Below are 24,481 nucleotides of genomic sequence, written 5' to 3'. Positions count from 1 at the left end.
AACAGCATCGCGGCTGAAGCCGCTCCTACAAAAGCACCTCGTTTGCTCTGTAGGAGCGGCTTCAGCCGCGATTTGGCGGCCTGAAAATCACTCGTCAATCAACCCTAAGAGGTATTCCAGGAAGTAAAAAATGGGTGCTGACTAGCGAGTCATTCGCCAAAGGCTCGTCCCTGCATTCGCTTGGCTGATAACCGCCAAATGGCAGGGTGGATAGGGCTACTCTGCGAGCACTTTCAACGGCCGCGCGTTGCACTGGCAGCGCCGAAGGAGACCATGGTGCATAACAACAATAATGCCGGTTATCCCTCCAGCCTCCGCGCTTGGGGCACTGTCACCATTTTGATGGTGGCGTACGTTTTGTCGTTCATTGACCGGCAGATTCTCAACCTGCTGGTCGGCCCGATCCGTCGCGACCTGGAAATCAGCGACACGCAGATGAGCCTGCTGATGGGCTTGTCTTTTGCGCTGTTCTACACCGTGTGTGGCATTCCACTCGGGCGCCTGGCCGACACCAAAAGCCGTCGCGGCCTGATCGCCATTGGCGTGCTGTTCTGGAGCGCGATGACCGCTGCCTGCGGCATGGCCCGTCTCTACTGGCAATTTCTGCTGTGCCGAATCGGCGTGGGTGTCGGTGAGGCGGCCTTGTCGCCAGCGGCCTATTCGCTGATCGCCGACAGCTTCCCCAGTGATCGCCGTGCCACGGCCATCAGCGTCTATTCCATGGGCGTTTACCTGGGTTCGGGCCTGGCGTTTCTGCTCGGCGGCCTGGTAATCAAATTCGCCTCGGCGCAAGGCGATGTGGTGTTGCCGGTGCTGGGGGAAGTGCGCCCCTGGCAACTGATCTTCCTGCTGCTCGGTGCGGCCGGCGTGTTGTTCACCCTGCTGATGCTGGCCGTGCGTGAACCGGCGCGTCGTGGTGTCGGTGCGGGGGTTGCCGTGCCGCTGAGCGAAGTGGGGCGCTACATTCGCGCCAACCGCAGCACGGTGCTGTGCCACAACTTCGGCTTCGCGGGTTTGGCCTTTGCCGGCTACGGCAGTGCGGCGTGGATTCCGACCTTCTACATCCGCACCTATGGCTGGGACGCCGGCCACGTCGGCGTGGTGTACGGCAGCATCGTCGCCGTGTTTGGTTGCCTGGGCATCGTCTTCGGTGGTCGTCTGGCCGACTGGATGAACAAGCGCGGGCGTACCGACGGCAACATGCGCGTCGGCCTGATCGCCGCCATCGGCGCCTTGCCGTGCGTGCTGGCGTTCCCACTGGCCAGCTCGGGCAATATCGCTTCAGTGTTCATGTGCCCGGCGGTGTTCTTCCTGAGCATGCCGTTCGGCGTGGCGCCGGCAGCGATTCAGGACATCATGCCCAACTCGATGCGCGGCCAGGCTTCGGCTATCTACCTGTTCGTGATCACGCTGATCGGCCTGGGCATTGGCCCGACGGCGGTGGCGATGGTGACCGACTACGGTTTTGGTGATGACAACGCGCTGCAGTATTCGCTGCTGATCGTCACCACGGTGGCGGTGCTGTTCTCGATCGCGCTGCTGGCTAAGGGGTTGAAGCCGTATCGGGCGAGTGTTGAGCGGTTGAAAGGCTGGTCGGCGGAGCCTGCGGTTGAGGCGATGGGGGTTCCAGCCAAGGCGTAGGTTGGGCTGAGCGCAGCGAAGCCCAACGATACGAAGATGTACGCCCCAACACAGCTACCAAACAGGACACCCCCGAGTTATCCAACGTTCTGTTTGGCAGCGGTGCCGGGGCTTAGGGATGGGTATCGTTGGGCTTCGCCTTTGGCTCAACCCAACCTACGCCGCGATGCTTTTAAGCGGTCAAACCCAGGTATTCAATTCCAGCGCCAGCTTGGACGTCAGCCGCAGGTACTGCTCGCTGGCTTTGGTCACAAACGCCTGGCTGTCCATGGTCAGTTCGCGGCTCTGTTTACCTGCCGTCTCAAAGCGATACAGGGTGTGCTCCCCCTGCTGGCGCAGGCACAGGTAACGCTGCGTGCGGGCCTGCACGGTGAAGCTGAGCATGTCGACGAACGCCACCTGTACCTCTTCGCTTTGCCCCACTTCCAGCGCGCTGCGCTGCAGGATCGGTGTGTGGGTGAAGGGCGTGGCCGACAGCATCACGTGCTGGCAGTCGTTGAGGTCGTCGCGCGGTTGGCCATTGAGGAACCAATGGCCGCGGATGTCGCGCTCCAGGGTCAGGGTGCGTTGGCCGAGGTTGTCGACCTTCAGCCACAGGCGGCGAAAGTGCCAGCGTGGGTCGCAGTTGATCACGTAGGTGGCGGCGATGCTGTTGCCGCGCACGCTCTGGATCAAATGGCTGCTGGCATGAATGCCGCTGTCGTCCTGGCGCAGGCGCAGGTTTTCCACGCCAGGGTTGAGCCAGGGTTTCCACACGAGGGTTTGTTGCTGCATCAAGGTAGGCTGCATCCGTGCAACTCCAGGGAGCGGACGGTGGGGCGCATTCATGCAGCCGCAGGGCACCGTCCATGGTGTGTTCCGGCGGGCAGAATAAGCGTTGATTTCTGTGATGTATGTAGGATTTAAGCTACAAGATATTATTTATTTGCGACGCGCTAAGCCTTGCGCTTGAGCGGTTGCTGCTCGAAATTGACCCCGCTCAAGCCGGTTTCCATCAGCGCACGAATATTGCCGTGGTCGCTGCCGGTCGGAGTGGCCAACACGCTGCGGTAATGCTCGCCAAAAGCACGCAGTGTTTCTTCCAGATTCAAGCCTTCAATCAAGGCCAGACCAAGGGTCTTGCAGGAGCCTTCATTCTGCCCGCTGGCGTTGTTCTGGTTGCCATTCACAAAGGCGCTGGGCTGGTAGTCGTAGTGCTCGGCAATGAACGCCAGGGTGCTGGCAAACAGGTGCTGGTCGCTGCGCAAGGCAGCGCGGAAATCGGTGAGTGCAGTCATTACTTGTGACCCTTGTTGAACGCCGCCTGCTGATCGCTGCTGGCTTCTTTCTGGTATTTGCTTTTCCACTCGCTGTACGGCATGCCGTACACCTCTTCGCGCGCCTGGTCGATGGTCACCGGCAGGCCGACATCATCGGCGGCGGCCTTGTACCACTTGGACAGGCAGTTGCGGCAGAAACCGGCGAGGTTCATCAGTTCGATGTTCTGCACGTCGGTGCGGTCGCGCAAATGCTGGACCAGTTGGCGAAAGGCAGCGGCTTCGAGTTCGATCTGTTCTTGCTCGGTCATGGCGAGGTACTCCGAGAACGTGCGGGGGAAGGATGGCGCAATGAATGGGCGCGATGATAGAAGCGCCGGGCCCGCAGGGCAATGCGGGCGCGCGGGCAAAAACGGCGGTCAGCGATGGCCGGCGAGGGTGATCGACACCGACTCGGCAAAGCGCAGGGCATGCAGCTTGTCCACTTCCACCTCGGCATAACGCACCGCCGGGTGGGCCATCACCAGGTCGAGCAATTCCTGAGTCAGGCGCTCGAGCAGGGCGAAGCGGTTGTTCTCCACGTGGGCAATGATCGCCTTGGTGATGGTGCGGTAGTTCAGTGCGTGCTCAATGTCATTGACCTGCACGGCGTCCACGGCGGGGTAGAGGATGGTCAGGTTGATCAGCACGTCCTGCTTGTTGTCGATCTCTTCCTGCTTGATCCCGATGAAGGTGCGCAGGCGCAGGTCTTTGACCCGAATGCGCGCCATTCCAGGCTCCAGTCTGGGCATAGCGGTGTACTCCAATCCAGTTATTTCAAGTGCCGGCCGCCGTTGACGCTCAAGGTGGTGCCGGTGACATAAGGGTTGTCGAGCAGGTAACGCAGGCTCTGGTAGATCACCGCAGCGCCGGGCTCGATAGCCAGCGCCGACTTGGCCAGGGCCTTGGTGCGGTACTCGGCATCATCGCCATCGTTGAACAGAATCAGTGCCGGGGCGATGCCGTTGACCTTGATCGCCGGTGCGTACTTGGCGGCGAACGACAGCGTCAGGTTTTCCAGGCCAGCCTTGCTGGCGCAATACGCCAGGTGCTTGGCGCTGCCCTTGTGCACCACGTCATCGCTGATGTGGACGATATCCGCCGGGCTCGACTGGCGCAGCAAATCGGCGCAATGCAGGTTGATCAGGTAGGGCGCGAGCATGTGCACGCTGAACATCTGCTGAAAGATCGCACCTTCATCGCCCGGCGTTTCCGCCAGCCACTGCGACGCGTTATGCACGATGGCACGCAGGCTTTGCGTATGGGTTTTCAGCTCGGCGACGAAGGCCAGAATGCTGGCTTCGCTGGAAAAATCCGCCTGCAGGGTGATTGCCCCCCGCTCGCGCAGCCGCTGCAGGCTGTCGCGTTCCTGGCGGTAGGTGACGATCAGTGAATGACCGTCATCCAGCAAACGCTCGGCGCAGAACAGGCCGACACGTTGGCCGGCACCGGTGAGCAGAATGGGGGCAGCAACAGGCATGGGCGACTCGCTGGTTAACAGGCCCGGCAACGTTAACCCAGTCTGCCTCCCGGCACAAAAGGCGGCGCGTTACTTGGCGCCGCTGGCCAATGCCGAACCTTGCACCGCCTGCAGCGCCTTGCGCTTATGCAGCCACGGCGCCAACAAGCGGGTGGAGAGTGGGATAAACCAGTAGGTCATCAATGGCGTCAGTGCCAGGGTGCTGAGCAGAATGCGCACGGCCAGTGGCAGCTCGCCGAGCAGTCCGCCGAAAATCAGGTTGAAGGCCAGCGACACCGGGAAGAACGCCAGCCAGATCGCCACGCTCTGTTTCCACCGTGGCACGTTGCGGCTGGCGCTGCCGAACCAGGCGTCGATGCCTTGTACGCGGTGCTCCAGCGGTTGGGCGAACAGGCCTTGGCCACGTTGCAGCCAGGCGCGGCGCGAGGCGGAGTGTTCCCAACTGGCGAGCAGCTCGGCGTCGGCGAAGCGGAATACGATCTGGAATTCGTCATCATCGGCCGGAGGGGCGAGTACGCCGGAGCCGAGATAGCCGGGGAAGTCGGTGGCCAGTTGTTCGCCTTCGCGCAGCCAGAGCATGAAGTCCTGGTAACGCTCGCGGGGCACGCGGCGAGCCACCATCAGGGTGACGGGGGAAGCAGACATTGTGTATCTCCTGAAGCCTTGCCGCCGCTCGGGTAGAGCCTTGGCAAAAGAGCGCCCCGGGGTGGTGGGGCATCAAGGGGCGAAGCGTAGTGCTTTTACCCACCTGAATGCCAGCAAAAGGCGCGCCAGACGGCCCGACGGGCAGTCAGATCGCGGGCTCGAGCTGATTGAGCAGGCGGTGCTGCTGATAGATGTACTGGCGCAGACGCTCGCTGTGCACTGTTTTGCGCCCACTCAGGCGGTAGGCGACCAACCGCTGCTCGGTGCGGCGGGCGAGGATGCCTTGCAGCCGAATCGGCTCGCTACCGGATTGCGGTAGCCACAGGGTGAGGTTGTTGGGCACCAATTGATGGCGGACCTCTACGAGTATCCCGGTGGTCGACAGGCTGTGCAGCCATACGCCGCTGGGTTTGCCCTGTTCGTCCACCAAGGCGATGGCAGGGTCCAGGCGCTGCCGCCACGGCCGTTCGCATTGGCCTTGCTCGACCACTTGGGGCAGGCCGATTTCCAGGCTCAGGCTGTGGAATTCGTCTTCGACCAATTGCAGCGGGAAGGTCACGCGCTCGCCGTTGAAGTGCGCTTCGATGGTCAGTTGATCACTGGCCGCCAGGCGGGTGAGAAGTGCTTTGGTCTGGGCGCCGCCATCCACGCGCAAGCTCGGCGTTTGCGCCGGCCCCGGCGGGGGCGCAGGCGTTTGCAGGTCCTGGATAAAGTCCAGTTCCTCGCTGGTGAGAATGGGCGCGTCTTGCATGGTGTAGATGCTCCAGTACTGCAGGCGGGCAACTAAGGGCTGTGACGGTTGTGGGACAGCGCTGCGCTGGCTTTATTAGAAGGTTTTAGGGGCTTTCCGATAAACGGGGCGCTAAGCCGCGCGTTAGACCAGTTTCCAGAGGTTCCAATCCGATACCTGCAGAGCTCAGGCATAATGGCCGCCGTTTTTTCAGCCAGCTAGCGGAGCGTTTTGATGAAAGTTGCGATTTTGTCCGGTTCGGTGTTCGGCACCGCTGAAGAAGTGGCGCGCCACGCCGAGAAGCTGCTCAAGGCCGCCGGGTTCGAAGCCTGGCACAACCCGCGTGCGAGCCTCGACGAACTCAAAGCCTTCGGCCCTGAAGCCTTTCTTGCCGTGACTTCCACCACCGGCATGGGCGAACTGCCCGACAACCTGCAGCCGCTGTTCCACGCCATTCGCGACGTGCTGCCCAGCGACTGGCGCGGCCTGCCAGGCGCAGTAATCGGTCTGGGTGATGCCAGCTATGGCGACACCTTCTGCGGCGGCGGCGAGCAACTGCGTGAGCTGTTTGCCGAACTGGGCCTGCGTGAAGTGCTGCCGATGCTGCGTCTGGACGCCAGCGAAAGTGTGACCCCGGAGACCGATGCCGAGCCGTGGTTGGCGGAGTTTGCTGCTGCATTGAAAGGCTGAGTCAGCGCGTTTTAAAACCCTCTCCCCAGCCCTCTCCCGCAAGCGGGCAGAGGGGGCTAAGCGGCGTTTGGGCGCCATGCTCGGTTGGGCTCCCCTCGCCCGTCTGCGGGAGAGGGGCGGGGGGAGAGGGCGCTTTAGCCGCCACTCCTGACCCACAAGGCCACCAAGCTGGCCGCCAGAGCGACTACCACCCCTGCCATCCCTCGCTAGACTCACCTGCACTAAAAAACAAAAACAAACCGAGGTGATTGCCGTGACTGCTGCGCAAATCAAATCCGTACCGAACGTCAAAGATCAGGTATCCGCTGCTGAATGGCAGGCCCGTGTCGACCTCGCCGCCTGCTATCGGTTGATTGCCCTGCATGGCTGGGACGACCTGATCTTCACCCACATCTCGGCCAAGGTGCCGGGCACCGAAGACTTTCTGATCAACCCGTTTGGCCTGATGTTCCATGAGATCACTGCCTCCAGCCTGGTGAAGGTCGACCTCACCGGCGTCAAGCAGATGGACAGCCCCTACGAAATCAACCCGGCTGGTTACACCATCCACAGCGCCGTGCACGAAGTGCGGCACGATGTTGGTTGCGTGATCCACACCCACACTGCGGCCGGCATTGCCGTGTCGGCGCAGAAGCAGGGCCTGCTGCCGCTGTCGCAGCAATCGCTGTTCGTGCTTTCCAGCCTGTCCTACCACGGCTACGAAGGCGTGGCGCTGAACCATGAAGAGAAGGCTCGTTTGCAGGCAGACCTGGGCGAAAGCAATTTCATGATTCTGCCCAACCACGGCCTGATGACCTGCTCGGCCAGCATCGCCGATGCCTTTCTGATGATGTTCACCCTGCAGCGCGCCTGCGAAGTGCAGGTGATGGCGCAGAGTGGCGGTGCCGAGCTGATCCACATTCCGCAGCAGATCCTCGATGGCGCCAAAGCCATGGTTCAGGGCGTGATGAAAACCGCCCAGGGCATGGGTGGCAACCTGGCCTGGCCAGCGCTGCTGCGCAAGCTCGATCAACAGAACCCTGGCTACAACGCTTGATGGCGCCGGCCAGCGCCGGCATTCCCCTGCGCGACTGGCGCGGGCAGGGGAAGCGCCTGAGTTATCAGGGCCACGAAATTGCCTACTGGACGGCCGGCCAGGGTGAGCCACTGCTGCTGATTCACGGCTTTCCCACGGCCAGCTGGGACTGGCATTACCTGTGGAACGCCCTGGCCCAGCACTACCAGGTGATTGCCTGCGACATGCTCGGTTTTGGCGATTCGGCCAAGCCTCGCGGTCACGACTACCGCTTGCTCGAACAGGCCGATATCCAGCAGGCGCTGCTGCGCCATCTGGATATCGACGCCCCGGTGCATGTGCTGGCCCACGACTACGGCGACAGCGTCGCCCAGGAGCTGCTCGCCCGCCATCACGAAGGGCGTATCCGTCTGGCCTCCTGCGTGTTCCTCAACGGTGGCCTGTTCCCGGAAACCCACCGACCGGTGCTGGTGCAAAAACTCCTGCTCAGCCCGCTGGGGCCGTTGGTGGGCAGGTTGTTCAGCCGGAAAAAACTGGCCGCCAGTTTTGCCCAGGTGTTTGGCCCGCATACCCGGCCGGGTGAGCAGGAATTGGATGACTTCTGGAGCCTGATCGCTCGCAACCATGGTCCGGCGGTGATGCACCGGCTGATTCATTACATCCCTGAGCGTCGGCAACAGCGTGACCGCTGGGTGACGGCAATGCAGCAAGGGGGTGTGCCGCTGAGGGTGATCGACGGGGCGGTCGACCCGATCTCGGGGGCGCATATGGTGGCGCGCTATCGCGAGCTGATTCCACAGCCCGATACGGTGCTGCTGGAAGGCATCGGCCATTACCCGCAAACCGAAGCGCCGTGCCAGGTGTTGCAGCATTACCAGGCTTTTCGTGCCGCCCTGCAGGGCGCTGCTGTAGCCTAGCCGCTGACTTTTTCGGTGAGTGGCAACATGCGCAAGGTAGCGGTTCTATCCACGGTTCTGGCCCTGGGCGGTTGCGTCAGCGACGCGCCCAGTACTTCGCCGGTGTTCGATGCCTGGTACGGACAAACGCCAGTGGGCAAAGCCAATCACGCGCCCGGTTTGTGGCCATTGCTGGCCAGTCGCGCCAATTTCCCGGTGCTGGATGCGCCGGACACCGTCGGCCTGGTGCACCTGCAGATCGAGGCGGACCAGCAACTTACGGTGCAACTGCAGCGTGACGGTCGCTGTGTTGGCCAACTGAGCATCGCCGGCACGTTGGACGGTCAGCGCTATCAATTCGCCGACAGCGATTTCAACGGCATTCCGGTGATCGCCTGGGGCCATAACAACCGTGAAGTCAGCCTCGACCTTAGCCAACCGCAGGCACTGGCCGCCACCGTGCACACCAGCAGTTTTGGCATGTTCCTGATCATCGCCGGCGGCGCGCCGGACCGCGATGTCACCTATCGCTACAACACCGTTCCGGCACCCGCGCACCCCGCGCCGCGCTGCCCAGCGCCAACGCCTGGGCGCTAATCGGTGCACTGGCGAATCATGCCCTAACCTTATTGCGCGCCATTCAGCCTCGGCTGTCTTTATTGTGACTACCGCCCGGCTCCCGGAAACTCGGCGCCATCGCATGTTCTGCTATCTGCCACAGGAGTTTGTTATGAGCGAGTCCGTTCGTTTTGAAGACAAGGTTGTAATCGTCACCGGCGCCGGCGGTGGTATCGGCCGCGCCCACGCCCTGGCATTCGCCAAAGCCGGCGCCAAGGTGGTGGTCAACGACCTCGGCGGCAGCACCCACGGTGAAGGCGCCAACGCTTCGGCGGCAGACCGCGTGGTAGCCGAAATTCGTGAAGCCGGCGGCACCGCCGTGGCCAACCACGACTCGGTCACCGACGGCGAAAAGATCGTGCAGAACGCCCTCGACGCCTTTGGCCGTATCGATGTGGTGGTCAACAACGCCGGTATCCTGCGTGACAAAACCTTCCACAAAATGGAAGACGCCGACTGGGACCTGGTTTACCAAGTGCACGTCGCCGGCGCCTACAAGGTGACCCGTGCCGCCTGGCCGCACATGCGTGAGCAGAATTACGGCCGAGTGATCTTCACCTCGTCGACCTCGGGCATCTACGGCAACTTCGGCCAGTCCAACTACGGCATGGCCAAGCTCGGCCTGTACGGTCTTACCCGCACCCTGGCCATCGAAGGCCGCAAGAACAACATCTTCGTCAACGCCATCGCCCCAACTGGCGGCACGCGCATGACCGAAGGCCTGATTCCCCAACAAGTGTTCGAGCAACTGAAGCCTGAACTGGTCAGCCCGTTGGTGGTGTACCTGGGCAGCGAAAACTGCCAAGACACCGCAGGCCTCTACGAAGTGGGCGGCGGCTGGATCGGCAAGGTCCGTTGGGAACGCAGCAATGGCGCCGGCTTCGACCCGAAAGTCGGCTTCAACGCCGATGACGTGGCCGCGCACTGGAAAGAGATCGGCGACTTCGAAGGCGCCAGCCATCCCGAAGACAGCCTGCAAGCCCTGCAAGCGATGATGGCCAACCTGCAGAAATACGCCGGCAAGTAATTCCGCCAGCAAGGCCAAAAGGTCGATCCCGAAAAGGGGTCGGCCTTTTTTATTGGGCGGTTTCTGGAAGTCAGGTGGCAGATAGGTCTGGCAGTTTGCAGTGACTCGACGGTCACTCAGGAACGGTCGTTCAGCGTTGTAGCTTTTGTAATACAAAACCAAAAGTTCCCGTACTTCCGAATATGCCTCCATTCACTCCAGTGTTGGTGCCCTGTGATGACCGCATGGTGCGGGTATTCATCCTTTCGGGCGACATGAAGAATCAATCCTTCGTGCGCTACTCCGTCTGTCATCCGCTGAGTACGGTGCATCACAGTTTCACCAACTAGGAGAGCCGCATGACAACAACAAAAAGGCCCGGACTGTTCCAGCCAAAGACTCTGGCAATCGCGATCGCACTGGGCACCTGCACCCACGCCAACGCGGTAAGTTTCAACATCGGCGAGATCGAAGGGCAATTCGACTCCTCGCTGTCCCTGGGGGCCAGTTGGTCCACCGCCAAGGCGGACCAGGATTACATCGGCGTTGCCAACGGCGGCAACGCCTTCACCCAGACCAACGACGACGGCCGGATGAATTTCAGAAGGGACAAGACCTTCTCGAAAATCTTCAAAGGCATTCACGACCTCGAGCTCAAATACGGCGACACCGGTATCTTCCTGCGCGGCAAGTACTGGTACGACTTCGAGCTGAAAGACGAAAGCCGCGAGTACGCCGACATCGACGACGACCACGCCAAGATGGGCGCCAAGTCTTCGGGCTACCAACTGCTCGATGCCTTCGCCTATCACAACTACGCCATCGCCGAGCAGCCAGGCAGCGTGCGTCTGGGTAAGCAGGTAGTGAGCTGGGGTGAAAGTACCTTTATCCAGAACGGCATCAACTCGATCAACCCGGTCGACGTGTCCGCCTTCCGCCGTCCAGGCGCGGAGGTCAAGGAAGGTCTGATTCCGGTCAACATGTTCTACCTGTCCCAGAGCTTTACCGAGAACCTCTCGGCCGAGGCCTTCTACCAGCTGGAATGGGACCAGACGGTTGTGGATAACTGCGGCACCTTCTTCTCCAGCACCGACGTGCTGCAGGAAGGTTGCGATACCAACTACCGTATTCTCGATGCGGCAACCGTTCGTACCCTGAACTCGCCAGGCACCAAGGCGCTGTTGTCGAGTATCGGTGTGGACGTCAACTCCCAGGGCCTGGCGGTACCGCGTGGCGGTGATCGTGATGCTCGCGACGGCGGCCAATGGGGCACGGCACTGCGTTGGCAAGGTGACGAGACCGAGTACGGTGCGTACTTCATGAACTACCACTCGCGTACACCGTTCCTGGGTATTCAGAACGGCAGCGCCGACGATATCCAGCGCGCATTCACTACCGCCGGTGGTGCCTTGGCACAACCGATTTTGCTAGGGCGCGGCAAGTACTACTTCGAGTACCCGGAAGACATTCAACTGTACGGTTTGAGCTTCTCCACCACGCTGCCTACCGGTACCGCCTGGTCGGGTGAAATCAGCTACCGGCCGAACATGCCGCTGCAGATCAACACCAACGATATGACACCGTTGGCAGCTACCAGCCCGGCTGGTGCCTATGGTGCTGCGGGTGGCGGTTTAGGGGGCGTTCTGGCTGCTCGTGGCACGGCTTTGGAAGATCACCGCGGCTACAACCGCAAAGAAGTCACCCAAGTGCAAACCACCTTCACCCACTTCTTCGACCAGGTAATGGGCGCGGATCGGGTAACCATCGTTGGTGAGGTAGGTGCCAACTCCATCGGTGGCCTGGAACACATCGACGACCTGCGTTATGGCCGCGATTCCACCTTCGGCAACATGGCCCAGGGCGGCCGTCACGGTTACTACACCAATACTTCGTGGGGCTACCGTGCCCGCGCCATCTGGGACTACAGCGATGCGTTCGCCGGGGTGAACCTGAAACCGAACCTGTCGTGGTCCCACGATGTCGATGGTTATGGCCCGGTCTTCAACGAAGGCGCCAAGGCCGCGAGCATCGGTCTGGATGCCGAGTACCGCAACACCTACACCGCGAGCCTGTCTTACACCAACTTCTTCGGCGGCGATTACAACGTACTCACCGACCGTGACTTCCTGGCCCTCAGCGTTGGCGTGAACTTCTAAGAACTGCTTGCGGAAATAACAGAGGACTACAAGAACAATGAAAACAACGAAAAATCTGTTTGGTGCCCTGGCTCTGTCGCTGCTTGCCAGCAGCGTGTTGGCCGCCGTACCGGCTGCCGAAGTGGCCAAGCTCGGTACTACCCTGACGCCGCTGGGCGGTGAGAAAGCCGGCAACGCCGATGGCAGCATTCCAGCCTGGACCGGTGGTCTGCCGAAGAACGCGGCCTCGGTCAGCGACGGCGGCTTCCTCGGCAACCCGTTTGCCAACGAAAAACCACTGTTCACCATCACCGCTGCCAACGCCGACCAATACAAGGCCAAGCTCTCGGCTGGCCAACTGGCAATGCTCAAGCGTTACCCCGACACCTACAAGCTGCCGGTGTACACCAGCCACCGTACGGTGTCGGTACCGGATGCAGTGAACGATGCAGCTAAAGTCAGCGCAGCCAAAACCACCACGGTGGAAGGCGGCAACGGCCTGCAGAACTTCACTGACAGCCGTTACTACGCGTTCCCGATTCCGCAGAACGGCCTGGAAGTGATCTGGAACCACATCACCCGTTATCGCGGTGGCAACCTGCGCCGCAGCTATACCCAGGCCACGCCGCAAACCAACGGTAGCTACACCCTGGTGAACTTCACCGATGAGGTGTCCTTCCCGCAACACATGTCGGGTGTGGACAGTGATAAGGCCGCCAACGCCTTGTTGTTCTTCAAACAGCAAGTGACTGCGCCTGCACGTCTGGCCGGTAACGTACTGCTGGTACACGAGTCGCTCGACCAGGTTAAAGAGCCACGTATGGCGTGGATCTACAACGCCGGTCAGCGCCGTGTGCGCCGTGCTCCGCAGGTTTCCTACGATGGCCCGGGCACTGCCTCGGACGGTCTGCGGACCTCGGATAACTTCGACATGTTCAACGGTGCGCCTGACCGTTACGACTGGAAGTTGATCGGCAAGAAAGAAATGTACATCCCGTACAACAACTACAAGCTGGAATCGCCGGAAGTTAAGTATTCCGACATCCTCAAGACTGGCCACACCAATCAGGACCTGGCGCGTTACGAGCTGCACCGTGTCTGGGAAGTGGAAGCCACGCTGAAGTCTGGCGAGCGCAATATCTACGCCAAGCGCAAGTTCTACGTCGACGAAGACTCCTGGGTCATCGTGGCCTCGGAAATGTATGACGGCCGTGGCCAGCTGTGGCGCGTGGGTGAAGCCATGCTCTATCAGCAATACGTGGCTCAGGCTCCGGCCTACGCCTTCGAAGCGCTCTACGACATCATCGCTGGCCGCTACCTGGCCATCGGCATGATGAACGAAGAGAAGAAGTCGTATGAGTTCGGCATCAAAACCTCGGCTACCGACTACACCCCGGCAGCTCTGCGTAACGCTGGCGTTCGTTAAACCGTGATGAGGTGGGGCGTGTCTGGCACGCTCCACCATCACACAGCTTGATGATCACCGCTAAGGTGTATGAATAAGGCGGCCCACGGGTCGCCTTTTTCGTCTGCGACGCCCTATTCAGAGCGGATCGTGGGTAAGATCGGTCGCAGCGCATTACCCCATAAAAACAAAAAAGCAGAGGCATCGACCATGCATAACGTCCACCCGATTGGACCGCGTCCCCTGCGTTTATCCGACAGCCCGCTGCCGCGTTTACCGGCCGCCCATTTTCCCCGCCCACGCCTGGTTCAGGCGCTGCTCGCCGGCGACAGTCGCCTGGCGCTGATCTGCGCGCCAGCCGGCTTTGGCAAGAGCGTATTGCTCAACGAATGTGCCCGTCAGGCACCGGTCGGCACCCAGGTGGTGTGGCTGGACCTGCTTGGTCGCGCCCTGACCCCGATGGAGTTGCTCAAGCGCCTGGCCAAGGCCCTGGGTCGCCCGGTGGAAGAGGGCGACACCTATGACGAACTGTGCAGCTTGCTCAGCCGTAGTGAAACGCCGTTGTGGATCGTCCTTGATGACTACCCGCGCGAAACCTGCGCCGAACTCGACGACTGCCTCGACCGCCTGCTGGAGCAGGCGCCCCACACACTGAGGTGGTGGATCGGTGGCCGCCGGCGTCCAGCCTGGAACCTGCCCCGGCTGATGCTGCAGGGCGACTTGCTGGAACTCGACGCACCGGCCCTGGCCTTGGACGAACCCGAGCTCGATGGCCTGCTGCAGCAACATCACCTCGACCTGCCGCCGGAGTTGCGCGGTCAGTTGCTACACACCAGCGAAGGCTGGGTGGCGGGCGTGTGCCTGCTGCTGATCAAGGGCACGGCAGAAAACCTCGCCGAGCGCCTGGCCGCCGGCACGCCGCTGCTCAACGAATACATAACCCGCGAAGTACTCAGCGGCCTGTCGCCGACCTTGCTGCGGGCGCTGTCGCTGCTGGCGCATATGCCGAAGTTTTCCTCGGCGCTGTGCGAGCACGTACTGGATGAAGGTGGTGCTGCGCTGTTCGAAGAGCTGCAGGCACGGCAGATGTTTTTCCTCGGTATGGACAGCTGCGGCGAGTGGTTCCGCCTGTCACGGCCGGTGGCCGCGGTGCTCAAACGTCACTGCAGCGTGCCGGCGCCGACTCAGGCGCATGTGCGTGCCTGCCAATGGTTTGCCAGCCATGGCGATGTGCGCGCGGCGGTGGAGCACGCGTTGTTCGCCAACCAGCCCGATGTGGCGGCCAACTACCTGCAGCGGTTTGGTCAGGAGCAATTGCTGGTGGGCCAGAGCGTCGCGCAGTTTCTGCAATGGCGTCATGAGCTGCCGGCCAGCCTGTATTCCAGCACGCCGCGGCTGATCACCTTGCAAGCCTGGGCGCTGCTGATCTGCGCGCGCCTGGACGAAGTCGATGAATGTCTGAAAGACCTCGGCCGGTTTTTTCCGCAACCGTCGCTGCGCCAACAGCAACAACTGCTCGCCCATTACCAGGCGATTCAAGGCGTGTTGCAGCGTCAACGGGGCCAACGCAGCGCCCGCGAGCAGTCGCTGCAAGCCCTTGAGGTGTTGGCGGACGAAGCCTGGTCGCAGCGCGCGCTGTGCTATCAGGCGCTGGCTCAGCAAGCGTTCTCCGAGAGCCTGCTGGAGGAAGCCCAGGACTATATTCAGGAAGGCCTGAAGCTGGCCCGTCTGAACGGTAGCGTGCTGTTCGAGGCCTTGCTCAGCGTCGACCGGGTGCACCAACTGACCATCCTCGGAGACAACCGCGCCGCGCTGGAGTTGGCCGAGCTGTGCCTGCAGCACCTGCAAGCGGCGGGGCGCCAAGGTCCGGTGCTGGGGCGTTTGCTGCTGCTGCGTGGCAGCCTGCTGGCCAGCCAGGGGCAGATCGAGGCGGCGCATGCCTCGTTCAACGCCGGCTTGCATGCCGCCGAGGCCTGTGAGGACGCCTACGTGATCTTTGGTTATCAGGGGCTCGCCGAGCTGGCTGCGCAGAGCAACGACTTCACCCTGGCCTTCCAACTGCTGCGCAAAGCTGAACGGTTGATGCAGTGGCAACACGTGCCCGAAGTGCGTTACCGCGGTGTACTGCAACTGGCCCAAGGGGTGTTGTGGTTACGCCAAGGCGAAGCCCAGCGGGCGCGCGTGATCCTGCAAACCACGCTGGACAGCTACCACGAGCGCGACCTGCTGGCGCCGTCGGGCTTTTACGACCTGCTCCCGCGCTTGCGCTACCACGTGGCGCTGGCTGATCTGCATCTGGGTGATGCCGGGCCGGCGCTGGAAGCCTTGCAGCAACTCAGTGAATACTGCGAACGCAGTGGTTACCTGGCCTTGCTCAATCGCTGCCGCTTCAGTCTGGTACAGGCGCTGTTGGCCAACGGCCAGGAAAAACCGGCCGAAGCGATGCTGCGTCTGGCCCTGGAAACTGCCCAGCAACAAGGGGTCAGCCCCGAACTGCAAACCCTGCACGCACAGTTCGGCCCGTGGCTGGAGCAGGTCTTGCCGCAACTGGCCGAGCCGCTGGAACTGCGCCTGTTGCTCAACCAGGCCGGCGCCGGTATTCAGCCCAGCCCGGAAAGCTCACCGCTGAGCGCGCGGGAGAAGATGGTGCTGGAGCAGATTGCCCAGGGTTATTCCAACTTGCAGATCGCCGACCGGCTGCATATTTCCCTGCACACGGTGAAAACCCACGCGCGGCGGATCAACGTCAAACTTGGCGTCGAGCGCCGCACCCAGGCTGTGGCACGTGCCAAATCCCTGGGCTGGCTGATGTAGGGCGGCTGTCCGTAACGGCTCGCCGCCCTGCGCTTCATCCTCAACCGACATAATTTTCACACCGCGCCCCGTAGGGTTCATGGCCTAACGATCCGGCGCGGGGTTGTTTATCGATTGCCGCGCCTCCGGAAACCCGTTCATTGGCGGAGCAATGCGGTATGCAAGTACGAAGTGAGAAGGGGTGGGGAGTCGACTGGGCTGGCATCGGCTGGTTGTTTCTGTTCTTTTGGTTTTTCTCCTGCGTTCCGCAATTACTCATTCAAATCACCGGTACCTCCGGCTTCACCGGTTTTCGCCAAGCCTTTCTGATGAGCGCGCTGTGGTTGGTGCCGGTGTTGATGTTCCCGGCTAAAACCCGCGCCATCGCCGGCAGCATCGGCGTGCTGCTGTGGGCGGCCTCGCTGGTCAGCCTGGGTTACTTCTTTATTTACGGCCAAGAGTTCTCGCAGAGCGTGATTTTCATCATGTTCGAATCGAACATGGCTGAAAGCAGCGAGTACCTGACCCAATACTTCGCCTGGTGGATGTTGCCGGCCTTCGCCCTGCATAGCGTGGTGGCCTACCTGTTGTGGCGCCGCGTGCGGCCGTTGCAGATGAACCGTCAGCCAGCCTTCGCCGCCGCCGCGCTGATGCTCATGTGTTCACTGGGCTACCCGCTGATCAGCCAGGGCCTGCGTGAAAAAACCATGGGCGATGCCCTGTTGAAGGTAGAGGCACGCCTGGAACCGGCCGTGCCATGGCAGTTGGTATTGGGCTATCGCCAGTACCGCGAGCAGCTCGACAACATGCAGGGCATGCTTACCGACGCGGCGAAAATTCCGCCGTTGAAAAACCTCAAGAGCAGCCTCGGTGATCAACCGGCCACCCTGGTGCTGGTGATCGGCGAGTCGACCAACCGTCAGCGCATGAGCCTGTACGGTTACCCGCGCAACACCACGCCCAATCTCGACAAGCTGCGCCAGGACATGCTGGTGTTCGACGACGTGGTTACCCCGCGCCCTTACACCATCGAAGCCCTGCAGCAGGTGCTGACCTTCGCCGACGAAGAAAACCCCGACCTGTACCTGAAGACGCCGTCGATTGTCAGCGTGATGAAACAAGCCGGGTTCAAGACCTACTGGATCACCAACCAGCAGACCATGACCAAGCGCAACACCATGCTCACCACCTTCTCCGAGCAGGCCGATGAGCAGGTGTACCTGAACAACAACCGCAACCAGAACGCCCGTCAGTACGACGGCGATGTGCTGGCGCCGTTCGCCAAAGTGCTGCAGGAAGACGCGCCGAAGAAATTCATCGTCGTGCATCTGCTCGGTACGCACATGAGCTACCAGTACCGCTATCCGCCCGAGTTCGACAAGTTCACCGACCGCAGTGGTGCGCCTGCCAGCCTGCGTGATGACCAACTGCCGACTTACAACAGCTACGACAATGCCGTGCTGTACAACGACTTCGTGGTGTCCAGCCTGATCAACGAGTACGCCAAGAAGGACGACAACGGCTTCCTGCTGTACCTCTCCGACCACGGCGAAGATGTGTTCGACTCGGCCTCCGGCAACGTCCTCGGCCGTAACGAGGCCAAGCCTACGGCGCCGATGTACACCATTCCGTTTATGGTCTGGGCCTCGCCGAAATGGCGCCAAGGCCATGAGTGGAGCTTTATTGCCGATACCAAACGGCCTTACAGCAGCTCGCAGTTGATCTACACCTGGGCCGATCTCGCCGGGCTCAGCTTCGATGAATACGACGCGAGCAAAAGCATCGTCAGCGCCGAGTTCAAGGAGCGCCCGCGGATGATTGGTGACCCCTATGGAGCGAAGAAATCGCTGATCGACTTCAGCCTGATCAAGCCCAAAGCACCGACCAGTGACCTGGAAACTGCACAGAAATAAGCCCGGTCAGGCCTCTACAACGCCCCGTTCAGGGGCGTTTTCATGTCTGAAAACGACTACCGGGCCCAAGGTAGTGGCTAGAAGCCATGCAAGTTACCGTTGCTGACCTACTCTTTTGCTTGGGCAGGCGTATAAGTAGGAAATCTCTTGCGCATGGTGTCGTCCGTTTCCGGGGTAGTGGGTGTTATGCGGCCGTTTCTTTCTATTTTGCTGGGGGCACTCCTGTGGGCGGGCTCGACACTGGCGCAGGCGGCGCCAGGGATAGCGTGCACCCGCACCATGACCTTGGCCTTGCATGACCACGGTCTGCTTTATTCCGCCGACACCGATGCAGGTATCGACAAAGATTTCGCCGAAGAGCTGATCAAACGCAGTGGCTGCAAAGTCACTGTGACCCTGCTGCCGCGCGCGCGGATCTGGCAGTTGATTGAGCAGGGCGCGCTGGACTTCAGCCTGTCCGGCATTGCCGATGAAGCGCGCAACCGTTACGCCAGCTTCGCCTGGTATTTCTCCGATCAGTTCTACCTGCTGGTGCGCCAGGATGCCCAGGTGCAAAGCCTGGCCGACTTCGCCGCCAACCCGGCGTTGCAGTTGGGCGTGATTCGCAGTTTTCGCTACAGCCCGCGGGCCAACCAGTTGGTCGACGAGCTGACCACGCAGCGTCGGGTGCGCAATGCCAGCCGCCTGGAGCCGCTGTATGACGTGCTGATGGCCAACCAGATCCAGGGCATGATCATTGAACCGTTCGACTATCCCCAGGTGCAGAGCGACGAGCTGCGCCAACACACGCGGGTGGTGGAAACCGGCGACGCGCCCACGCCCCATGGGCTGATCATGTCGAGAAAGTCCCTGACGATCGAGGAACAGGCGCAGTGGCGGGCCGTGGTCGATGGAATGCGTGCCGACGGCACCGTGGAACGGATTTTCGCCAAGTATCTGCCAGCGGATCTGGCGCATACCTTGGTTAATTTCTGATCATGTCCAGACTGGGCTTGCGCTACAAGCTGCTCGCGCCGCTGATTCTGTTGGTGTCGCTGGGCATCACCTATTGGCTATGGCAGCACGAGCAACGCAACGCGCTCATCGACCGCCTGGAAACCGCCGACTACAACCTGCGCGAAGCGACCAGCAGCATCGACCAGCGCATTGCCGCCTACGAGCAGGTGTTGCGCGGTGTGCAGGGGCTGTTTGCGGCCTCCGATGTGGTTCGCCGCGAGGAATTCAAAACCTACCTCGACTCACTGCAACTGGGCGCTGATTTTGCCGGTCTGGAGGGCATCGGCTACGTGCAGTGGACCGCTCAGGCTGATCTGCCAGCGCTGATTGCCGAGCAGAAAAAAACCGGCATCAGCGACTACCAGATACGCCCGGAAGGACAGCGCGAGTTTTATGCGCCGGTGGTGCAAATGGAGCTGCTGTCAGGTAATAGCCACCTGGTGCTGGGCATCGACCCCTACGCCAACGCCGAGCGGCGGTTGGCCATGGAGCGCGCACGGGATTCGGGCGATGCGAAGATCACCGGCAAGGTGGACCTGGTGATCCCCGGTGAAACCGATGCCCAGACCAAAGCCGGCTTTCTGATGTTCTTGCCGGTGTACGCCAAAGGCCACGCCCACTCCACCCAGGCCGAACGCCGCGTGGCGCTGATCGGCTGGGTGGTGGCGCCGCTGCGCATCAACAAGCTGATGGCCAGCCTCTATGGCGGTCGCACCGCGTCGGCGTCGATCCGCATCTACGAAGGGGTGAAGATGGCCAAGCAGTCGCTGCTCTACGACTCCAGCCAGAGCGGCAGCCGCCCTTACAGCCTGCGCAGCGACGCGGTGGAATACCTGGAAGTGGCCGGGCGTACCTGGACCTTGGAAATGCTCGGCGAACAACAGCGCGAACGGCCCATCAGCAAAGACAACTCGGGAATGATCGCCGGTGCCGGCATCGCCTTGAGCCTGCTGCTGACGGTGCTGACCTGGGTGCTGGCCACCGGCCATTCCCGCGCGCATACCCTGGCGCGGGAAATGACCCGCGAGCTGCGCGACAGCGAAACGCGCCTGCGCCATCAGGCTGAGCACGATGCCCTGACCGGGCTGCCCAACCGTGCGCTGTTCAGTGATCACCTGAGCCATGCCCTGGCCCAGGCACGGCGCAACCGGGCGCGGCTGGCGTTGATGTTTATCGACCTCGACCGTTTCAAGCCGATCAACGACACCCTGGGTCATCATGTCGGCGATGCCCTGTTGCAGGTGGTGGCGGAGCGTTTGCAGCACTGTGTGCGTGAATCGGACATTGTTGGGCGCATGGGCGGGGATGAGTTTGTGGTGTTGTTGCCGGTGATCGAGACGGAAGAGGATGCGTTGCTGGTGGCGGAGAAGATTCGGGAGGCGCTGAATCTGCCGTTTGAGTTGGGCTGTGGGCAGCCGTTGCGGTTGTCGTCGAGTACCGGGATTGCGATTTTTCCGGAGCACGGTGTGGATGAGGTGCAGCTCACCAAGAATGCGGATGCGGCGATGTATCTGGCCAAGGACAATGGGCGCAATCAGGTGCAGCTGTATCGGGTGGGGGTGGGGGTTACCTAGGGAGGGCTAGGCGCACCGGCTTTGCTTCGGTGTTCTTCTATATTCGCGTGGGCTGGGCGTTTTGTTTCGCGCCTTACGCGCGCCTCACTTTTTGCCAGTCGCCGGTGTGCCGGACCAGGCAAAAAGTAAGCAAAAAACGCTTGCCCTAACCTCGGGTCTCCGCTGCGCTGCGACTCCCTTCGCTAACGGGGCGGGTGGATCAAGATCAGCAGCCAGATCAAGATCACAAACCTATCGGCGTTTCCCCTGTAGGAGCGGCCGGTCTGGCGCTCCGGTCAGCCGCGATCCCTGCACAAGGCGATTCAGGTGGACTGCTCAATGCAATTCCGGTGTCGCTCTGAGCTGGCGCAACCGTTCGCTGAGCAGCAAGCGCTGCGCGGTGTCGTCGCACAGCAGCAGGGCGTGTTCGACGTCGTAGCGTTCGCCTTGTGGGCATTCCAGTTGGCGGTAGATGTCGGCGCGGGCGAGGTGGTCTATCAGGCTGGGTTGGCCGAGCAGCAGCACGCGTTCGGCGTCTTTGAGGGCGGCGAGCGGGTCTTGTGCCTGGGTGTGCAGGCTGCGCAGGTTGCGCGACAGGCGTTGCAGCATCTGTTTCGGGGTGCAGCTTTGCAGGTGGCCGGCTTGCAGTTCGGCTTTCGGGCCGAGGGTGCGTAGCAGCAGTTCACGGCAGTCGCGGGTGTAGAGACGGCGGCCGGTGCTGGGGTCCAGCAGGTGGTCGGCGGCGGGCACACGCACCAGGAAGTGGCCGGGGAAGTTCACCCCTTGCAGGGGAATTTGCAGGCGCTGGGCCAGTTCCAGGGCAATCAAAGCCAATGACAAGGGTTGCCCGCGTCGGCGCAGTAGCACTTGGTCGAGCAGGGCGCTGCGCGGTAGCAGTGGGGTGCTGTCGTCTTCGTGGAAGTCCAGTTCGCCCAAGCGGCGCAAGAGTGGCTGGGCCAGTTCATGGGCGGGAAGGTGCGGCAGGCCGCTGCTGACTTGCTGGGTCAGGCCGCTGAAGTCACGCAGGACTTGCTGCGGCACCAGGCTGTCGTCGTGTTCAGCGCCGATCCAAAGCGCGGCTTCGAACAGCGCGGGCGGTTCACGGTCGAGACAGGCAAGGCAGGCTTGGCGTGGGGTCATCGGATTCTCCGGTTCGCCCTAGGTTTGTAGCGGGTCGCCGCGTCTTCGTCCAGCCCCGCGTTATGCCCAGGCCAGAGGGTGGCGTCGGTACTTATGCCTGGCTGGTCGGTTGGTTCGAAAGTGGCCACCTATACTGCTTGGAATTACAAAAACAAGGAGTCACCGCATGTTCGCTTTAATGGAAGCGGCACGTGTCGAGGCCCTGCATTGTTTCAATGATTCTGCCACCGGGCTGCGGGCCGTCATTGTTATCCACAGCAGCCGTCTGGGGCCGGCTCTGGGCGGCTGTCGTTACCTCAGTTACCCCGACGAAAAAAGCGCCATCGAGGACGCCGTGCGCCTGGCCCAGGGCATGAGCTACAAGGCGGCACTGGCGGGGCTCGCCCAGGGCGGCGGCAAGGCGGTGATTCTGCGTCCGCCAGGGGTGGATGATCGCGCCGCGCTATTCGAAGCCTTTGGCCGCGCTATCGACAGCCTCGGTGGCCAATACATTACCGCCGTCGACAGCGGCACCCTCAGCGCCGATATGGACTGCGTCGCCCAATACTCCAGCCACGTCACCAGTACCACCAGCGCCGGCGATCCTTCGCCGCATACCGCCATGGGGGTGTTTGCCGGCATCCGCGCCACCGCGCAGGCGCGGCTGGGCAGCGATGATCTGGAAGGCTTGCGGGTGGCGATTCAGGGGCTGGGCAATGTCGGCTTTGCCCTCGCCGAACAATTGCATGCGGCCGGCGCCGAATTGTTGGTAAGTGACCTGGACCCCGGTCGCGTGCAACTGGCGGTCGAGCAACTGAACGCCCGACCGGTGGCCAACGAGGCGCTGCTCTGCACCCCCTGCGACATTCTCGCGCCGTGCGGCCTGGGCGGGGTGCTGAACACCCAGAGCGTGGCGAAGCTGCGCTGTTCGGCAGTGGCGGGTGCGGCCAACAATCAACTGCTTAGTCCCGGCGCTGCCGATGAGCTGGAGGCGCGCGGCATCCTTTATGCGCCGGATTACGTGATCAACTCCGGGGGCCTGATCTACGTCGCGCTCAAACACCAGGGCGAGGAGCTGCCGGCGATCACCGCGCACCTGACCCAAATCGACCGGCGCCTGACCGAAATCTACGGCCACGCCCAGGCGGACAAACGCTCACCGGCGCGGGTGGCGGATGCGTTGGCAGAGAGGATTTTGTACGGCAATCGCTAGGCGGGCAGTGCCGCCTTGGCGTGGGGCGACCACGGCAGTGGTCGCCCAGGGGAGGGCAAAGCTTAAATATCGATTTCGCCGTTGGCCTTGTGCTTCCAGCTGTCATTGCCTGGCAGCAGCAAGTTGAGGCCGATGGCGACGATGGCGCAAAGGGCGATGCCCTTCAGGCCGACGTCGTCCGGACCGGTGCCGGTACCGATCAGTACGCCACCGATACCAAACACCAGGGTTACCGAAACGATCACCAGGTTGCGCGCCTCGGCCAGGTCGACCTTGTGGCGGATCAGGGTGTTCATGCCCACCGCCGCGATGGAGCCGAACAGCAGGCACAGAATGCCGCCCATGACCGGCACCGGGATGCTCTGCAGCAGCGCGCCGAACTTGCCGATGAAGGCCAGGACGATGGCGAACAGGGCTGCGTAGGTCATGATTTTCGGGTTGTAGTTTTTGGTCAGCATCACCGCGCCGGTCACTTCGGCGTAGGTGGTGTTGGGCGGGCCACCGAACAGGCCGGCCACCGAGGTGGCGATGCCGTCACCCAGCAGGGTGCGGTGCAGACCGGGTTTTTTCAGGTAGTCGCGACCGGTCACGCTACCCACTGCAATCACCCCACCGATGTGCTCGATAGCGGGTGCCAGGGCCACTGGCACGATGAATAGAATCGCCTGCCAGTTGAATTCCGGTGCGGTGAATTTCGGCAGTTCCAGCCAAGGTGCGGCCGCGATCTTGGCGGTGTCGACCACGCCGAAGTAGAACGCCAGGGCAAAACCCACCAGTACCCCGGAAATGATCGGCACCAGGCGGAAGATGCCTTTGCCGAACACTGCCACGATCAGGGTGGTGAGCAGCGCCGGCATGGAAATCATCATGGCGATCTTGTACGGGATCAGCTCGGTGCCGTCGCCGGCCTTGCCCATGGCCATGTTGGCGGCGATGGGGGCCATGGCCAGGCCGATGGAAATCACCACCGGGCCGATCACCACGGGTGGCAGCAGACGGTCGATGAAACCGGTGCCTTTGATCTTCACCGCCAGGCCCAGGAAGGTGTACACGAAGCCGGCGGCGACGATACCGCCCATGGTCGCGGCCAGGCCGAACTGGCCCTTGGCGAGAATGATCGGGGTGATGAAGGCGAAGCTCGAGGCGAGGAACACTGGTACCTGCCGGCCCGTGACGACCTGGAACAAAATGGTGCCCAGGCCTGCGGTGAACAGCGCGACGTTAGGATCCAGACCTGTAATCAGCGGCATCAGCACCAGCGCGCCAAAGGCCACGAAGAGCATTTGCGCACCCGACAGCACCGTGCGCCAGAGTGGATCGTTGAATTCGTCCTGCATG

The 24,481-nt window shown here is 61.9% G+C and carries 22 protein-coding genes; 13 read left to right on the top strand and 9 right to left on the bottom strand.

From position 1 onward, the window contains the following. The first annotated feature begins 276 nt into the window (after positions 1 to 276). Positions 277 to 1,641, top strand: a complete 1,365-nt coding sequence (locus C8K61_RS09865; RefSeq protein ID WP_108096207.1) for an MFS transporter — start codon at positions 277 to 279, stop codon at positions 1,639 to 1,641. A gap of 180 nt (positions 1,642 to 1,821) precedes the next feature. Here C8K61_RS09865 and C8K61_RS09860 read toward each other — a convergent pair whose 3' ends face one another. From C8K61_RS09860 to C8K61_RS09830, 7 genes are all read right to left on the bottom strand, one after another. Beyond that, the gene (locus tag C8K61_RS09860) at positions 1,822 to 2,430 is read right to left on the bottom strand and encodes a putative glycolipid-binding domain-containing protein (protein ID WP_256589399.1); all 609 of its coding nucleotides are present in this window, start codon (positions 2,428 to 2,430) and stop codon (positions 1,822 to 1,824) included. A 146-nt stretch (positions 2,431 to 2,576) separates the two neighbouring features. Further along, positions 2,577 to 2,918 (bottom strand): HopJ type III effector protein, encoded by a 342-nt coding sequence (locus tag C8K61_RS09855; RefSeq protein ID WP_108096069.1) that lies wholly within the window; start codon positions 2,916 to 2,918, stop codon positions 2,577 to 2,579. Continuing rightward, positions 2,918 to 3,208: a DUF1244 domain-containing protein gene (locus C8K61_RS09850; protein ID WP_108096068.1), complete on the bottom strand. Its 291-nt coding sequence runs from the start codon at positions 3,206 to 3,208 to the stop codon at positions 2,918 to 2,920. The genes C8K61_RS09855 and C8K61_RS09850 overlap by 1 nt, the downstream gene beginning before the upstream one ends. Positions 3,209 to 3,316: 108 nt before the next feature. Next, positions 3,317 to 3,688: a dihydroneopterin triphosphate 2'-epimerase gene (folX, locus tag C8K61_RS09845; protein WP_108096067.1), complete on the bottom strand. Its 372-nt coding sequence runs from the start codon at positions 3,686 to 3,688 to the stop codon at positions 3,317 to 3,319. 20 nt (positions 3,689 to 3,708) lie between these two features. After that, the gene (gene folM, locus C8K61_RS09840) at positions 3,709 to 4,416 is read right to left on the bottom strand and encodes a dihydromonapterin reductase (RefSeq protein ID WP_108096066.1); all 708 of its coding nucleotides are present in this window, start codon (positions 4,414 to 4,416) and stop codon (positions 3,709 to 3,711) included. A 69-nt stretch (positions 4,417 to 4,485) separates the two neighbouring features. Further along, the gene (locus C8K61_RS09835; protein WP_108096065.1) at positions 4,486 to 5,061 is read right to left on the bottom strand and encodes an antibiotic biosynthesis monooxygenase; all 576 of its coding nucleotides are present in this window, start codon (positions 5,059 to 5,061) and stop codon (positions 4,486 to 4,488) included. A gap of 145 nt (positions 5,062 to 5,206) precedes the next feature. Beyond that, positions 5,207 to 5,812, bottom strand: a complete 606-nt coding sequence (locus C8K61_RS09830) for a hypothetical protein (protein WP_108096064.1) — start codon at positions 5,810 to 5,812, stop codon at positions 5,207 to 5,209. 213 nt (positions 5,813 to 6,025) lie between these two features. Here C8K61_RS09830 and C8K61_RS09825 point away from each other — a divergent pair, with 213 nt between their 5' ends. The 11 genes from C8K61_RS09825 (at position 6,026) to C8K61_RS26970 (ending at position 20,832) form a co-directional block, all read left to right on the top strand. Next, positions 6,026 to 6,481 carry a flavodoxin gene (locus C8K61_RS09825; protein WP_108096063.1) on the top strand — a complete coding sequence of 152 codons (456 nt, stop codon included), beginning with the start codon at positions 6,026 to 6,028 and terminating at the stop codon, positions 6,479 to 6,481. Between the two features lie 268 nt (positions 6,482 to 6,749). Then, positions 6,750 to 7,517, top strand: coding sequence for a class II aldolase/adducin family protein (locus C8K61_RS09820; RefSeq protein WP_371919984.1), 768 nt, complete (start codon positions 6,750 to 6,752; stop codon positions 7,515 to 7,517). Then, positions 7,517 to 8,413 carry an alpha/beta fold hydrolase gene (locus C8K61_RS09815; protein WP_108096062.1) on the top strand — a complete coding sequence of 299 codons (897 nt, stop codon included), beginning with the start codon at positions 7,517 to 7,519 and terminating at the stop codon, positions 8,411 to 8,413. Before C8K61_RS09820 ends, C8K61_RS09815 begins: the two co-directional genes overlap by 1 nt. Before the next feature lie 27 nt (positions 8,414 to 8,440). Next, positions 8,441 to 8,989 (top strand): hypothetical protein, encoded by a 549-nt coding sequence (locus C8K61_RS09810; RefSeq protein WP_108096061.1) that lies wholly within the window; start codon positions 8,441 to 8,443, stop codon positions 8,987 to 8,989. Positions 8,990 to 9,122: 133 nt separating this feature from the next. Next, entirely contained in the window at positions 9,123 to 10,037 is a 915-nt protein-coding gene (locus tag C8K61_RS09805) for an SDR family oxidoreductase (RefSeq protein WP_108096060.1), read from the top strand. Between the two features lie 338 nt (positions 10,038 to 10,375). After that, positions 10,376 to 12,172, top strand: coding sequence for a DUF1302 domain-containing protein (locus C8K61_RS09800; RefSeq protein WP_108096059.1), 1,797 nt, complete (start codon positions 10,376 to 10,378; stop codon positions 12,170 to 12,172). A gap of 37 nt (positions 12,173 to 12,209) precedes the next feature. Next, on the top strand, positions 12,210 to 13,577 hold the full coding sequence (locus C8K61_RS09795) for a DUF1329 domain-containing protein (protein WP_108096058.1): 1,368 nt from the start codon (positions 12,210 to 12,212) through the stop codon (positions 13,575 to 13,577). A gap of 189 nt (positions 13,578 to 13,766) precedes the next feature. Beyond that, the gene (locus C8K61_RS09790; RefSeq protein WP_108096057.1) at positions 13,767 to 16,370 is read left to right on the top strand and encodes a LuxR C-terminal-related transcriptional regulator; all 2,604 of its coding nucleotides are present in this window, start codon (positions 13,767 to 13,769) and stop codon (positions 16,368 to 16,370) included. A gap of 158 nt (positions 16,371 to 16,528) precedes the next feature. Next, on the top strand, positions 16,529 to 18,262 hold the full coding sequence (gene cptA / locus C8K61_RS09785) for a phosphoethanolamine transferase CptA (RefSeq protein WP_108096056.1): 1,734 nt from the start codon (positions 16,529 to 16,531) through the stop codon (positions 18,260 to 18,262). A gap of 279 nt (positions 18,263 to 18,541) precedes the next feature. Continuing rightward, complete coding sequence (locus C8K61_RS09780) at positions 18,542 to 19,237, top strand: ABC transporter substrate-binding protein (RefSeq protein WP_218277808.1); 696 nt, start codon at positions 18,542 to 18,544, stop codon at positions 19,235 to 19,237. A 2-nt stretch (positions 19,238 to 19,239) separates the two neighbouring features. Then, entirely contained in the window at positions 19,240 to 20,832 is a 1,593-nt protein-coding gene (locus tag C8K61_RS26970) for a CHASE domain-containing protein (protein ID WP_256589398.1), read from the top strand. A 315-nt stretch (positions 20,833 to 21,147) separates the two neighbouring features. Here the strand turns inward: C8K61_RS26970 and C8K61_RS09770 are convergent, their stop codons facing one another. Further along, positions 21,148 to 21,951, bottom strand: a complete 804-nt coding sequence (locus C8K61_RS09770; protein ID WP_108096054.1) for a SirB1 family protein — start codon at positions 21,949 to 21,951, stop codon at positions 21,148 to 21,150. Positions 21,952 to 22,117: 166 nt separating this feature from the next. Between C8K61_RS09770 and C8K61_RS09765 the strand changes: the two genes are divergently transcribed. Beyond that, the gene (locus tag C8K61_RS09765; protein ID WP_108096053.1) at positions 22,118 to 23,143 is read left to right on the top strand and encodes a Glu/Leu/Phe/Val dehydrogenase dimerization domain-containing protein; all 1,026 of its coding nucleotides are present in this window, start codon (positions 22,118 to 22,120) and stop codon (positions 23,141 to 23,143) included. A 62-nt stretch (positions 23,144 to 23,205) separates the two neighbouring features. Here C8K61_RS09765 and C8K61_RS09760 read toward each other — a convergent pair whose 3' ends face one another. Continuing rightward, positions 23,206 to 24,480 carry a uracil-xanthine permease family protein gene (locus C8K61_RS09760; protein ID WP_108096052.1) on the bottom strand — a complete coding sequence of 425 codons (1,275 nt, stop codon included), beginning with the start codon at positions 24,478 to 24,480 and terminating at the stop codon, positions 23,206 to 23,208. Position 24,481: the final 1 nt, after the last annotated feature.

This window comes from Pseudomonas sp. GV071 (assembly GCF_003050835.1).
Lineage (GTDB): Bacteria > Pseudomonadota > Gammaproteobacteria > Pseudomonadales > Pseudomonadaceae > Aquipseudomonas.
This window is presented reverse-complemented; position numbering and strand designations above follow the sequence as displayed.